General features: G+C 69.2%; 11 protein-coding genes, 3 tRNA genes and 1 pseudogene. 7 read left to right on the forward strand and 8 right to left on the reverse strand.

Annotated features, from left to right (window positions below; translation table 11 throughout):
* Positions 1 to 8 precede the first annotated feature (8 nt).
* From ACFWNV_RS22935 to ACFWNV_RS22945, 3 genes are read right to left on the reverse strand one after another with little or no spacing between them, the layout of a single operon-like run.
* A complete protein-coding gene (locus tag ACFWNV_RS22935) occupies positions 9 to 737 on the reverse strand; it encodes a class I SAM-dependent methyltransferase (protein WP_383950087.1) in 729 nt (242 codons plus the stop codon).
* Entirely contained in the window at positions 734 to 1,597 is an 864-nt protein-coding gene (locus ACFWNV_RS22940; RefSeq protein ID WP_383950090.1) for an alpha/beta hydrolase, read from the reverse strand. The genes ACFWNV_RS22935 and ACFWNV_RS22940 overlap by 4 nt, the downstream gene beginning before the upstream one ends.
* Positions 1,594 to 2,772 (reverse strand): MFS transporter, encoded by a 1,179-nt coding sequence (locus tag ACFWNV_RS22945; RefSeq protein WP_383950093.1) that lies wholly within the window; start codon positions 2,770 to 2,772, stop codon positions 1,594 to 1,596. The genes ACFWNV_RS22940 and ACFWNV_RS22945 overlap by 4 nt, the downstream gene beginning before the upstream one ends.
* A 509-nt stretch (positions 2,773 to 3,281) precedes the next feature.
* Here ACFWNV_RS22945 and ACFWNV_RS22950 point away from each other — a divergent pair.
* Entirely contained in the window at positions 3,282 to 4,223 is a 942-nt protein-coding gene (locus ACFWNV_RS22950; RefSeq protein WP_383950095.1) for a LuxR C-terminal-related transcriptional regulator, read from the forward strand.
* A 778-nt stretch (positions 4,224 to 5,001) separates the two neighbouring features.
* Here the strand turns inward: ACFWNV_RS22950 and ACFWNV_RS22955 are convergent.
* A complete protein-coding gene (locus tag ACFWNV_RS22955; RefSeq protein WP_383950149.1) occupies positions 5,002 to 5,454 on the reverse strand; it encodes a response regulator transcription factor in 453 nt (150 codons plus the stop codon).
* Positions 5,455 to 5,672: 218 nt separating this feature from the next.
* On the opposite strand from ACFWNV_RS22955, the gene ACFWNV_RS22960 reads away from it, so the two are divergent.
* Positions 5,673 to 5,909: a hypothetical protein gene (locus ACFWNV_RS22960; RefSeq protein ID WP_383950151.1), complete on the forward strand. Its 237-nt coding sequence runs from the start codon at positions 5,673 to 5,675 to the stop codon at positions 5,907 to 5,909.
* Here the strand turns inward: ACFWNV_RS22960 and ACFWNV_RS22965 are convergent.
* Positions 5,838 to 6,080: pseudogene (locus ACFWNV_RS22965) on the reverse strand (histidine kinase); the annotation flags it as partial. The gene ACFWNV_RS22960 and the pseudogene ACFWNV_RS22965 sit on opposite strands and share 72 nt — an antisense overlap.
* Between ACFWNV_RS22965 and ACFWNV_RS22970 the strand changes: the two are divergent.
* Positions 6,079 to 6,270, forward strand: a complete 192-nt coding sequence (locus ACFWNV_RS22970; protein ID WP_383950154.1) for a hypothetical protein — start codon at positions 6,079 to 6,081, stop codon at positions 6,268 to 6,270. The pseudogene ACFWNV_RS22965 and the gene ACFWNV_RS22970 sit on opposite strands and share 2 nt — an antisense overlap.
* A gap of 718 nt (positions 6,271 to 6,988) precedes the next feature.
* Here the strand turns inward: ACFWNV_RS22970 and ACFWNV_RS22975 are convergent.
* The 3 genes from ACFWNV_RS22975 to ACFWNV_RS22985 all read right to left on the reverse strand — a co-directional run bounded on the left by ACFWNV_RS22975 (position 6,989) and on the right by ACFWNV_RS22985 (position 7,404).
* Positions 6,989 to 7,065, reverse strand: a tRNA-Ile gene (locus ACFWNV_RS22975).
* Positions 7,066 to 7,253: 188 nt separating this feature from the next.
* A tRNA-Asn gene (locus ACFWNV_RS22980) sits at positions 7,254 to 7,326 on the reverse strand.
* Positions 7,327 to 7,331: 5 nt separating this feature from the next.
* Positions 7,332 to 7,404, reverse strand: a tRNA-Asn gene (locus ACFWNV_RS22985).
* A gap of 146 nt (positions 7,405 to 7,550) precedes the next feature.
* Between ACFWNV_RS22985 and ACFWNV_RS22990 the strand changes: the two genes are divergently transcribed.
* From ACFWNV_RS22990 to ACFWNV_RS23005, 4 genes are all read left to right on the forward strand, one after another.
* The gene (locus tag ACFWNV_RS22990) at positions 7,551 to 7,859 is read left to right on the forward strand and encodes a YtxH domain-containing protein (protein ID WP_274552054.1); all 309 of its coding nucleotides are present in this window, start codon (positions 7,551 to 7,553) and stop codon (positions 7,857 to 7,859) included.
* A 172-nt stretch (positions 7,860 to 8,031) separates the two neighbouring features.
* On the forward strand, positions 8,032 to 9,483 hold the full coding sequence (locus ACFWNV_RS22995) for an FGGY family carbohydrate kinase (protein ID WP_383950099.1): 1,452 nt from the start codon (positions 8,032 to 8,034) through the stop codon (positions 9,481 to 9,483).
* Positions 9,484 to 9,612: 129 nt separating this feature from the next.
* A complete protein-coding gene (locus ACFWNV_RS23000; RefSeq protein WP_383950102.1) occupies positions 9,613 to 11,346 on the forward strand; it encodes an ABC transporter ATP-binding protein in 1,734 nt (577 codons plus the stop codon).
* Positions 11,343 to 13,268, forward strand: a complete 1,926-nt coding sequence (locus ACFWNV_RS23005) for an ABC transporter ATP-binding protein (protein WP_383950105.1) — start codon at positions 11,343 to 11,345, stop codon at positions 13,266 to 13,268. The genes ACFWNV_RS23000 and ACFWNV_RS23005 overlap by 4 nt, the downstream gene beginning before the upstream one ends.
* Positions 13,269 to 13,317: the final 49 nt, after the last annotated feature.

A 13,317-nucleotide genomic window follows, 5' to 3' on the forward strand; every position in this document is an offset into this window, starting at 1 on the left:
GTTGCTCCTCACTGCTCGCTCTTGACGCCGCCGAAGATGGCGTGACCGGCCTTCAGCCAGTACACGTCGACCTGGGCGAATCCGGCCGCACGCATCCAGTCCAGCTGATCGACCAGGGAGGACGGCTGGTCCAGCGGGTCGGGGAACTCGTAGCCGTTCCACTCCAGTTCGCGGAACTTGCGGTGGATCTCCGTGTCGCCGGTGGCCCGGACCACCTGCTCCTCGACGGCCTCGTCCCACATCCGGCGGGCCAGTTCGAGACCGAGCTCGCCCGCCGGCTCGACCAGGTCGATCACGACGAAGGCGCCGCCCGGACGGAGCATCGCGTACACGTCGTCGAAGAGCGCCTGCTTGCCCGGCCCGTCCAGGTGGTGGATGGCGAGCGAGGACACCACCGTGTACGGGGCCACGTCCCGCTTGCGCCAGTCGGCTGCGGGCAGGTCGAACTGCTCGGTGCGGAAGCGCTCACCGTACTGGGACAGCTCCCCCGCGGCCGTGGAGAGCATCGCCGGGCTGATGTCGAGACCGGTCACCGTGACCGAGGGGAAGGACTTCAGCAGCGTGCCGCTCAGGCGCCCCTGACCACAGCAGAGATCGAGGATCTCGGCGGGCCCCTCCGGTGCTCGGACGACCGAGGCGACCACGTCCATCTGGGTCTGCCGCTCGGGGACGAAGTACTCGCCGTAGGTGATGAAGTCGCCGGAGTCCTGCTCCTGCCACTCAGCCTCTGTGCTCACGACTGGGTCCTTTCGGGTGTGTCATCAAGGGTGTCGAGGAAGTTCAGTACGGCGCGGTGCACCGGCCGGGGCGCGTCCACCTGGGACATGTGACCCACCCCGGGGAGCACCTGCACCCGGACGTGCGGGATCAGCGCCGCGAGTTCGTTCGCATGCTCGGGTCCTGCGTACGGGTCGAGGTCTCCCGTGAGGACGAGCGTCGGGCACGCGATCGACCCGGCGATCCGGGCGAGGTCCAGGGAGGGAAAGACCTCTTCGTTGAAGAAGAGCAGGGAGTCGGGATTGACGGTCAGCCCGTCGCTCAGCGCCGCCCAGTCGGGGCCGGCCTCAGCGGGCCGGGCCAGCCAGAGCGGGAGGATCTCGGCGATCCGCAGCCCCAGCTCCCTGGGAGAGGAGAAGGCGTCGTCGTCCGGCTTGTGCAGCGCGGCCAGAGCCTCCGCGACGCTCGGATCGCCCGCACGGGACGCGAAGAACTCGGCGGCCCGCTCCTCGGCCCGGGGACCTCCGTAGGCCGGGGTGTTGAGCAGGATCAGCGCGTTCACCCGGTCGGGATGGGCGGCCGCGTAGTGCGCGGCGACCACGCCGCCGTGCGAGTGCCCGAGCAGGTCCAGCCGCTCGACACCGAGTCGACTACGCGTCAGCTCGATGTCGGCGACGTAGTCCTCCATGCGGTAGGCGTCCCGGTCCGCGGGGGCCTCCGAGTGCCCGGTGCCCCGGGGGTGGAGCAGGGTGAACGTCCGGCTGCCCGACATCTCGCGCAGCCCGTTCATGTATGCGGGAGGAAAGCCGGGGCCACCGGGCATGCAGACCAGCCGCTGCCCACGCCCCTCTTCCTCGAACGCCAGGACGGAGCCGGTCATGATTTCGATCCCTCGGGTATGAGGAAGCGCGCACTCACGGCGGCGAGCAGCGCGGCCACGCCACCGACGAGGAACGCCGAGTTGACGGATGAACCGACGAGCATGCCGGCGATGGCCGACCCCACGGGGAGTCCCGACATGTTGAGGCTGATCGAGACCGCGAGGACCCGTCCGAGCTGCTCGGGATCGGTGCGGCGGTGGCGCAGCGAGAGCACGCCGACATTGACACCGCCCTCCAGCAGACCGACCAGAGCCATGCCGACCCCGAGGCCGATGAGCCCGCCGGAAACACTGATCGGGAAGATCGCGATGGCAGTCGCCAGCGTCCCGAGGATGATGAAGCGCCGCTCCCGGTCGTCCGTGCGCAGGTGGCCGATCAGCAGCGCGCCGCACGCGCCGGCCACTCCCGCGACGGACCAGAGCAGCCCGTTCATCGAGTCGGCATGGGCGAGATCCGCCGTCCGTTCCCGGACGAAGACGGGTACCGCCACCGCGAGGACTCCCCAGCTCACCTGGTAGAGCGAGTACGACATGGCCAGTCCGCGCAGGGTGCGGTGCTTGACCACGTACAGCAGACCCGCGAGGGAGGCCTGGAGCAGTCCGGTCTGCGCCGAGCCGGCCGGTGCGGGGTCGCTCGCCGTCCGGCGCACGATCGGCAACATCGACACCACGGCCCCCGCGTACAGCACCGCTACCACCAGCAGGGTGTTCTCGCCGCCGACGGCCGCGTAGAGCAAACCCCCCAGGAGCGGTCCCAGCACATCGATGCAGGAGTAGCTGCTCATGTCGATGGCGTTGATCCGGTCCAGCGCGTGTTCCGGGGCCAGCCGGGGCAGGAGCACGCGAATGCCCGCCGCGCTGAGCGGGTTCGTGGACGAGAAGACGACCATGAGGGCGAGGAGCAGCGGAACGCTCAGCGCATCCATCAAGGAGGTCGCCACCAGGACGCCGAGAGTGGCGGCGCTGAGCGAGATGTCCAGGGCGATGGAGCGGGCCGCTCCCACTCGGTCGAGCAGAGCGCCGGCGACCGGGCTGATCAGCAGTCCGGGGGCTACTGAGGCGAATGCCGCCCAGCCTGCGATCTCAGCGGATTGGAACCGGTCGAGCGTGAAAAGGATGATGGCGAAGACGAATATTCGGCCTGCGAGACGCGCGAGGCTGGCCGACGCCAACATGTGAAGAATTCCAGGAAGTTTTATCACTTCCCGATATCCCAGTGTCTGTACTGACATTGAGAGCTTGCCTTTCAAATCACCATCGGAGCGTCCACCTGCCCTACGGGCCAGGACTGCTCACCCCCACCCTTGGTCCCCCGCCGGTCCGGCAGCAACGTAGGAAATGTGGGCCGAACCATCGGATTCACTCGCTGTCGAATTGCCGACACACAGAACCGACGTAGAAATTGTTACCAGGAAGCCAAAAAAAAGGCCAACCGCTGATTTCCGCATATCCATATCTCCCCCTCGATAGCCGACAGCTTGGTCTTATATCGCTATCTAGCGAGACCCCGTATGCCGCTCGATTCATCATGCAGCACCGCCGGACGATCGTGCAGGTCAGGATGGGATCATGTTCCTGCCTGACGTATCTATGAGGGGTGTGAAGCGTGACGGAGTGGGAGATAAGTGGTGCTTCGCGGAGCGTTGCCATACGGATCTACGAACACGCCCTGCAGCGTCTTCGGATGAGCCCCGACCGCCTGGTGTCCGAGCTGGGCGTCAGCGAAGCGGAGGCGAATGAAGGGGTCTCCGCACTACTGGCGCTCAACCTGCTCCAGGCCGATCCAAACGGCGGTCCTGAGCTGATGCCGATTAACCCGGACTCCGCCGCCACGCAGCTGACCGGGGCCATGGAGCAGATCCTCATGGACCAGCAGCGCCAAGTCGACCGTATCCGCGCCGAGTTGCAGGCCTTCACGCCGCTGTACCTGCGCAGCATGGAAAGTCACACCCAGCGCCTCGAACCTGTCGAGGTCCTTTCCGATCTCAGCGCGGTGCGCAGGACACTTCAGAAGTTCGCGGCGGACTGCACCGAGGAACTGGTCACCTCGCAGCCCGGCGGCCGAAGGCGTCCGGCCGAGCTCGTCGCCGCCCGGAAGCTGGACGCCGACGTTCTGTCACGAGGTGTCCACATGCGGACGATCTACCACCACACGTCCCGCTACGACCAGGAGACCTACGCGTACGCGGAGCAGAACATGGCAGCCGGTGCGGAAATCCGCACCAGCTCCGTCGCGTTCCCCCGAGCCATCGTCTACGACCGCCGCATCGCGGTCATCTCCCTGGCCGCCGGCTCCCCCAGCGGCGCACTGGTGGTCCGCGAAGAGCACATGGTGGCCTTCATCCTGGACAGCTTCGAACGGGTCTGGGCAGTCGCCGAACCCCTCTACGCGGGCCGGTCCCGAGAACAGCTGCAACTCCTGTCCGACAGCCTCAACCGGAGCCTTCTGCGGATGCTGGCCAACGGAATGGCGGACGAGCACATAGCCCGGAAGCTGGGCATCTCGGTACGGACGTGCCAGCGCCGCATCTCGGAGGTCATGCGCGTCCTCAACGCGAAGACAAGACTCCAGGCAGGCTTCCTGATCAACCAGTCGGGCCTACTCGACGACAACGGCCCGGACTGACCACCGGCCCACCGGGTTCCCGGCCGACTACCGAGACCGTCCGCGCCCGAGCGAGCCGAGACCGGCGTCACCGCCGGCAGGCTGCCGGGGTGACGCCGCCTCAACTGTCGTGCCCGCCCTACGAAGAGCGGCCTGATCGCTTCCCTGCCCGATCATTCGTGAGGTTCTCGGCTTCAACAGCGCCCACCTCGACAGATCCGTCCGGGGTTGACCCACCATCCGGACCCCGCCATGCATCACGCATCCGGCGCCAAGAACGGAGCAGGTCCGAGAACTGATCCAACAACCCCTTCGAGGCAAAGAGCGCGATGCTCACAACGCCTGCGCTACCCAGTACCCAGATGACGGCCGCATCCATCGGTTCGAACAACCTTCCTTGAAAGGTGGTGATCGAACCAGGCATGTGGCAGCGCTCAGCTCGACCACCACGAAACACGTGTGGTCAGCTGAGGCTCTGCCGACGACCAGAACTCAGAGGGCGCGGGGCCAGCGCGACTGGGCCATCTCCCTAGAGGTAATCGGCTAAGGGCGACTGGGGCATCCCCAATGTCTGGTCCAGTTCGTCGGGCCGGACCCCAAGAGCCAATGCAGTACTGCACCACCGTGACACACGAACGATGGCCGAGGGGCCAGAACGAAGAGATCAGGTCGCTCCTGCACGATCGAAGCCGGAGCCGGTGACGCGGACGATCGAGCCGAGCCGGTTTCCGCCCGTGCGCCCTTCCGCTCGCGTGGTGTCGGTTCGGCAGGGCGGTCAGGCGGTCAGGCGGTCAGGCGGTCAGGTTCGGGACTTCCGGGGAGGGTCGGTCCGGGCAGTCACGAGGCCGGATTCGTAGGCGGCGATGACGAGTTGAGGCCGGTCTCGGGCGTGGAGTTTGGCCATGACGCGCGAGACGTGCTTCTTCGCCGTGAGGGGGCTGAGGTCGAGCGCCTCACCGATCTCGGTGTTGTTCGTTCCCCGGCCGACGAGCGTGAGGACTTCTCGCTCGCGCCCGGACAGCTCGTCGGTTCCGGGCCCGGCCGGCGGGGTGGGCGGGGCCTTGAGGACCTGGGCGATGAGCCGGGTCTCCGGCATCCGGATGTCCATGACGATCAGGTCGGCGGGTACGGTCCGGGCCGCTTCCACGGCTTCCTGTCCGGTGCCGGCCTCGGCGACCACCTCCATGTCGGAGGCCGATGTGACGAGCATGGCGAAGGCGCTTCCGACCAGGTGCTGGTCGTCGGCCAGGATCGCCGACGCTGCGGGCGCGTTCCTCCATGCCGACGAGGCCGAAGCGGGAGCCGCTGGTACCCGTGGAGGGGCGGCCGTTGTCGGTGAGGGTCAGGTGCAGGCTTCCGTCCCGGGCGGTGAGGGTGATCTCGGCGCGGGCTTCGGGTCCGCCGTGCCGGGCGGTGTTGGTCAGGGTCTCCTGCGCGATGCGGTAGAAGGCCGCACCGACGGCGGGGCGGATGACGGCGCCCTCCGTCCGCTGGATCAGGCGGGCGTTCGGCCTGCCGGGCGAGCGCGGGCTGGGCGGCGAGGTCCGCCAGCGGCTCTTCGCGCTCGGCGCTCTCGCCGTGGCGGAGCACTTCGAGGGTGGTGCGGACCTCGGCGCGTGCGGTGCGGCAGGTGTCGGCGATGTTGTCGAGGGCTTCGGCGATGGCGGCGCGGTCGAGCTGGTCGGGGGCGACGTTCAGGACGTGTGAGGCGACGGAGGTCTGGACGCCGATCAGGGTGATGGAGTGTGCGAGGAGGTCGTGCAGGTCGCGGGCGATGCGCAGGCGTTCCTCGGCGACCCGGCGGGCGGCCACCTCCTCCTGTGTCCGCTCGGCCCGTTCGGCGCGCTGGCGGTAGGCACGGACGTAGACGCCGGCCATGACCACGGCCGCGATCCAGCCGGAGATCCGCAGGGTGGCCGGGGCGCCGCCGGCATCGGAGATCCAGTTCGCGCCGACGGCCCCGGCGATGACGACGGCCCCGGTGACCAGGGCCCGTCGGGGCGGCCCGGTGACGGCGACGGTGTGGAGCAGGGTCATCGAGCTGAGGGTCGGGGCCACGTGGTTGTAGCCCAGGGCGACGCTTTCCTCGACGTCATGGACCGCTCCGACACCATCGACGGCGCGAGGCACTCGAACGCTCCCTCGGACACTTCATGGCACGCCACCTCGCCCCCGGCTTCAACATCGTGAACGAGTCCCGCGCCTCCGCCACCGAAGAGATGAGCGAACGAGCTGACCGCCCTGAACACCCGTCCTACGACGCATCCCCCGCCGGGCGGAACGCGTCACGGCCGACATCGAAAGGGGAAAGCTCACCCTCAACGTCCGGCTCTTCTCCCACAAGGACGACGAACACGCGGTCGGACGGCTCCTCCAACGAGCCCTGACCACCGTCCTGGCCGCCACCACGGGCATCATGGCCGCGCTCCTGCTCTCCAGCACCGGCGGCCCCGCCCCGCCGTCTCCGAGACCCTCCGCCTCTACGAGGTCCTCGGCCACAACCTGCTCGTCCTCAGCCTCGTCCTCATGCTCCGCGTCATGTTCAACGGCACGCGACGGCACACCCGTACCTGATGTCTTGGCCGGAAAGAGCTCCGGGGGGGGGAGGGGGGACGTGGGCCCAACACCACCATCCGTCCCACCGATGGGCTGACGAAACCCCGGTTCAGAGGCTTCCACGGCCCTCACGAGGCAGCCTTCGCCTCACATTCACCACACTGCGGCGGGAATCCCACGGCCGCAAAAAAGGCGCTCTCGCAGGTCAGAAGGTTTCTTCTAACCTGCCGTGGTGGGGCGGGTGGGACTCGAACCCACGGCCGACGGATTATGAGTCCGCTGCTCTAACCGGCTGAGCTACCGCCCCTTCACGGCGTGGCGCGTACATGTGTGCGCGCCGTCTGCCGCAGCATAGCCGCTCATACGATCTCCTGCCTCGGATGCCTCGCATGATCGGCTTCGCCTGCCCAGAGAGACCGCATCGGGGGCTGCCCGGTTGCGTGCGGAGGGCAGAAAAAGGAAAAAGGACCCACCTGGGGTCCTCGTTCCTTCTTGCTCCCCCGACTGGACTCGAACCAGTAACCTGCCGATTAACAGTCGGCTGCTCTGCCAATTGAGCTACAGGGGACCGCGCTCCCCCGACTGGACTCGAACCAGTAACCTGCCGATTAACAGTCGGCTGCTCTGCCAATTGAGCTACAGGGGATTGCTGCGTTGCACCGAACAGCCCACCTCCGGCCTTGGCCAGGGGGCGAGCGCCCGTTGCGAGTCATAGATTAGCGCAAGCAGGGGGGTGCTCCGCCAATCGGTATCGCCAGCGGGCCGGGCACCACACGACGAAGGGTGACAGGCATGCGGTACAAGGTCACGTTCGCGGTCGGGCTGGCCCTCGGGTACGTGCTCGGAACCAGGGCCGGACGCGAGCGGTATGAACAGTTGAAGAAGTCCGCGCGCGAGTTCGCGCAGAACCCCGCGGTCCGCAACGCCGCCGAGAGCGCTGGTCAGAGCGGCCGGGAGTTCGCCGGCAAGGCCTTCGCCGCGGTGAGCGACAAGGTGGGCGACGCGGTGCCGGACGCCCTCGCCGGACGCGTACGGGGCCTGCGGGCACGGGTCGGCGGCAACGGCGCGGCCGAGGACGACTGGGGCACCAGCAACACCTGACCGGCCCCATCCGGAGCGGGGGCCCTCGCCCGAGGGCCCCTCACCGGGTCCCGCCCGGCCGCGTGCACCGAGCTCCAGCGGGACTCCATCGGGGCTCCGCATAAGGGACGGGGCCCGTTCCGCGGACGCCGGGGCGGTCGAGACCACTCCCGCGTGCGGCAGAATTCACCGCATGGGGATAGTCGCCGGGCTGGACAGCTCTTCCACGTTCACACGCATCGTCGTCTGTGACACCGAGACGGGCGCCGTGCTGCGCCAGGGGTACGCCCCTCATCCGCAGCCCACCGGCGAGGCCGTGCCGCACGAGACCGATCCGCAGGCCTGGCTGCTCTCGCTCGGCGAGGCCGCCGGCGGCGGGCTCCTCGAAGGGGTGCAGGCCATCGGGGTCTCCGCGCAGCAGCACGGGCTGCTGCCGCTGGACGCGCAGGGCGGCCTCGTCCGTCCGGCCCTGATCGGCAACGACAAGCGCGGCCAGGCCGCAGCCGCCGAGCTGATCGAGTCCTTCGGCGGGCGGCAGGCCTGGGCCGAGGCCGTCGGTTCCGTCCCCCATGCGGCGCAGCCCGTGGCGAAGCTCGCCTGGCTGGCCCGTACCGAGCCGGAGGCGGCCCGGCGGGTGGCCGTCCTGATGTCCCCGCACGACTGGCTGGTGTGGCAGCTGCTGGGCCGCCCGGCCCGGCGGACCACCGACCGGGGCGGCGCCTCCGGCACCGGGTACTGGTCGGCGGCCGCCGGCGCCTACCGCCCCGACCTGGTCGAGCTGGCGCTGGGGCACCGGGCGCTGCTGCCCGAGGTGCTCGGTCCGGCCGAAGCCGCCGGGACCACGCCCGAGGGGCTGCTGATCTCCGCCGGTACCGGGGAGACCATGGCGGCCGCGCTCGGGCTGGGCATGGGGCCCGGCGACGCCGTGGTCTCGCTGGGCGCGTCCGGATCGGTGATGGCGGTGCACCGCGAGGCGCTGCCGGAGCCGGGCGGGCTGATCACCTCCCTCGCCGACGCCACCGGGCTGCACCTGCCGGTGGTGAACACCCTGAACGCCGTACGGGCCCTGCGCGGCACCGCCGAACTGCTGGGCACCGATCTGGAGGGGCTGAGCGAGCTCGCGCTGAAGTCGACCCCGGGCGCGCACGGACTCGTACTCCTGCCGTACCTGGAGGGTGAGCGGACGCCGAACCTGCCGCACACCGCCGGAACCCTGTCGGGGCTGCGCCGGGACTCCATGAAGCCGGAGCACCTCGCGCGGGCCGCGTTCGAGGGCATGCTGTGCGGGCTGGTGGACGCGCTCGACGTGCTGCGCAGCCGCGGGGTGGAGATCCGCCGGGTGTTCCTGCTCGGAGCGGCCGCGGAACTGCCGGCCGTGCAGGCCTTCGCGCCGGGACTGTTCGGCACGCAGGTCCTCGTACCGGCGCCGGCGGACTACGCGGCCCTGGGCGCGGCCCGGCAGGCGGCGTGGGCGCTCGGTGTGGCGCAGGGCACGGCGGCCCCGAACACCCCGCCGGTGTGGCCGGCGCCCGCGGCGCAGCTGTTCGAGCCGGACGAGGAGTACCCGGCCTGGCAGGGCGCCCGCCAGCAGTACATCGCGACCCGGGACCAGATCCACCCGGGGGCCTTCCGGAACCCGGCCTGAGCCCGGCCTACGCCCTCCCGCGCCCGGCCTACTCCTTTTGACCGGGCTTTACGAAAACCGGTGGGTTCCGGCCTCCCGTTGGCAGAAGATGGAGTGAACCCCCTCGATCATGCCGACCGGAGCCTGCGCGTGCTCATACGACTTCTGCGGACCCACCTGGGGCCGTACCGGAAACCGATCGCCGTGCTGGTCCTGCTGCAACTGCTGCAGACCAGCGCGAGCCTCTACCTGCCCACGCTGAACGCCGACATCATTGACAACGGTGTCGTCAGCGGCGACACCGGCTACATCCTGCGTTTCGGCGCACTGATGCTCGGCGTCTCGCTGGTCCAGCTCATCTGCAACGTCGGCGCCGTCTACTACGGCGCCCGTACCGCCGCGGCCTTCGGCCGGGACCTGCGGGCCGGCGTCTTCGACCGCGTGCAGAGCTTCTCCGCACGTGAGCTCGGCCACTTCGGCGCCCCGTCGCTGATCACCCGTACGACGAACGACGTGCAGCAGATCCAGATGCTCGTACTGATGACCTTCACCCTGATGGTCTCCGCGCCGATCATGTGCGTCGGTGGCATCTTCATGGCGCTCTCGCTGGACGTGAAGCTCTCGGGCGTACTGCTCGCCGTCGTCCCGATCCTCGGCCTGTCGGTCGGCGCGATCGTGCTGAAGACCCGCCCGCTGTTCCGCAAGATGCAGACACGGCTGGACACGGTCAACCGGGTCCTGCGCGAACAGATCACCGGCAACCGGGTGATCCGCGCCTTCATCCGCGACGACTACGAGAAGGACCGCTTCCGCGAGGCCAACGCCGACCTGACCGGCGTCTCGCTGGCGGCCGGCAAGCTGCTCGCGCTGATGTTCCCGACCGTGATCGTGGTCGTGAACATCTCCAGCGTCGCCGTCATCTGGTTCGGCGCCATGCGCATCGACAGCGGCGGCATGGAGATCGGCCAGCTGACGGCCTTCCTCGCCTACCTGATGCAGATCGTCATGTCCGTGATGATGGCCACCTTCATGTTCATGATGGTGCCGCGCGCCGAGGTCTGCGCCGAGCGCGTCCAGGAGGTCCTGGACACCGACTCCAGCGTGGTCCCGCCCACCGACCCGGTCCGCGAGCTGCGCAGCAGCGGCCGCCTCGAACTGCGCGGCGCCGACTTCCGCTACCCCGGCGCCGAGGTCCCCGTGCTGCGCGGGGTCGACCTCGTGGCCCGCCCCGGCGAGACCACCGCGGTGATCGGCTCGACCGGCAGCGGCAAGTCGACGCTGCTGGGGCTGATCCCCCGGCTCTTCGACGCCACCGGCGGCGACGTGCTGGTCGACGGCGAGGACGTACGGCGCCTCGACCCGGACCTGCTCGCCCGGACGGTCGGCATGGTGCCGCAGAAGCCGTACCTCTTCTCCGGGACGGTCGCCAGCAACCTGCGCTACGGGCGTCCCGACGCCACCGACGAGGAGCTGTGGCACGCGCTGGAGGTCGCGCAGGCCAAGGGCTTCGTCTCCGAGCTGGAGGGCGGGCTCGACGCGCCGATCACCCAGGGCGGGACCAACGTCTCCGGCGGCCAGCGCCAGCGGATCGCGATCGCGCGCACGCTCGTACAGCGCCCGGAGATCTACCTGTTCGACGACTCCTTCTCCGCCCTGGACTACGCCACGGACGCGGCGCTGCGCTCCGCGCTCGCCCGCGAGACCGAGGAGGCGACCGTGGTCATCGTCGCCCAGCGGGTCTCCACCATCCGCGACGCGGACCGGATCATCGTCCTCGACGAGGGGCAGGTGGTGGGCGAGGGGCGCCACCACGAGCTGATGGCCGGCAATGAGACCTACCGGGAGATCGTGCTCTCCCAGCTGACGGAAGCGGAGGCGGCGTGAGCGGGCCCGGAGGACGGATGATGATGGGACCGCCGACGACGCGGTCCATGGACTTCAAGGGCTCGGGCAAGCGGCTGCTGAGCGCGCTGGCACGCGACCGGGTCAAGCTGTGGGGCATGATCATCGCGGTCGTCGGCAGCGTCGCCGCGTCGGTCACCGGTCCGAAGATCCTCGGTGAGGCCACCGACCTCGTCTTCGCGGGGATCGTCGGCCGGAACTTCGACAAGGGCCTCACCAAGCAGCAGGCGCTGGACGCCCTGCGCGCCAGGGGCGAGGGCGGGATGGCGGACATGCTGTCCGGCACCGCTTTCACCCCGGGCAAGGGCATCGACTTCGGCGCGGTCGGATCGGTGGCGCTGTGGGCGCTGGCCGTCTTCACGGTCGCCGGTCTGCTGATGCTGGTGGCCACCCGGCTGTCGAACCACATCATGAACGGCACCGTTTACCGGATGCGCGAGGAGCTCCAGGCGAAGCTGTCGCGGCTGCCGCTGTCGTACTTCGACCAGCAGAAGCGCGGCGAGGTGCTCAGCCGGGCCACGAACGACATCGACAACATCGGGCAGACGATCCAGCAGACGATGGGTCAGCTGCTCAACTCGCTCCTGACGATCGTCGGCGTGCTGGCGATGATGTTCTGGATCTCGCCGCTGCTGGCGCTGGTCGCCCTGGTGACCATCCCGGTGTCCGCGTACGTCGCCGCGAAGATCGGCAAGAAGTCGCAGCCGCAGTTCGTCGCGCAGTGGAAGTCCACCGGCGCCCTGAACGCGCACGTCGAGGAGATGTACTCGGGCCACACCCTGGTCAAGGTCTTCGGCCGGCAGAAGGAGTCCGCGGCCCTGTTCGCCGAGCAGAACGAGGCGCTGTACCGGGCCTCCTTCAAGGCGCAGCTGGTCAGCGGGATCATGCAGCCGGTGATGCTGTTCATCTCGAACATCAACTACGTGCTCGTCGCGGTCGTCGGCGGTCTGCGGGTGGCCTCGGGCACCCTGTCGATCGGTGACGTGCAGGCCTTCATCCAGTACTCGCGGCAGTTCTCGATGCCGCTCACGCAGGTGGCCTCCATGGCGAACCTGGTGCAGTCCGGCGTCGCCTCCGCGGAGCGGGTCTACGAGCTGCTGGACGCGCCGGAGCAGGAAGCGGACGCGCAGGTTCCGGAGCGTCCGGAGAACCTGCGCGGCCAGGTCTCCTTCGACAAGGTCGCCTTCCGCTACGAGCCCGACAAGCCGCTGATCGAGAACCTCTCGCTGAGCGTCGACCCCGGACAGACGGTCGCCATCGTCGGCCCCACCGGCGCCGGCAAGACCACGCTGGTCAACCTGCTGATGCGGTTCTACGAGGTCACCGGCGGGGAGATCGCCCTCGACGGGGTGGACATCGCGAAGATGACCCGCGAGGAACTGCGCAGCGGCATCGGCATGGTGCTCCAGGACACCTGGCTGTTCGGCGGCACCATCGCGGAGAACATCGCCTACGGAGCCACCCGCGAGGTCACCCGCGCCGAGGTCGAGGAAGCCGCGCGGGCGGCCCACGCCGACCGGTTCATCCGCACCCTGCCCGAGGGCTACGACACGGTGCTCGACGACGAGGGCGCCGGCGTCAGCGCGGGCGAGAAGCAGCTGATCACCATCGCGCGGGCGTTCCTGTCCGACCCGGTGATCCTGGTGCTCGACGAGGCGACGAGCTCGGTGGACACCCGTACCGAGGTACTGATCCAGAAGGCGATGGCGCGCCTCGCGCACGGCCGTACGTCCTTCGTGATCGCGCACCGGCTCTCCACGATCCGCGACGCGGACCTGATCCTGGTGATGGAGAGCGGCTCGATCGTGGAACAGGGCACGCACGAGGAGCTGCTGCTCTCGGGCGGCGCGTACGCGCGGCTGTACGCGGCGCAGTTCGCACAGGCGGTGGCCGAGGTCGACTAGGCCGGTCCGGCCGTGCGGCCGGGCATCGGGAGGGGCGCCTTTCGGGGCG

Origin of the sequence: Streptomyces sp. NPDC058401 (assembly GCF_042722885.1) — a bacterium.
GTDB lineage: Bacteria > Actinomycetota > Actinomycetes > Streptomycetales > Streptomycetaceae > Streptomyces.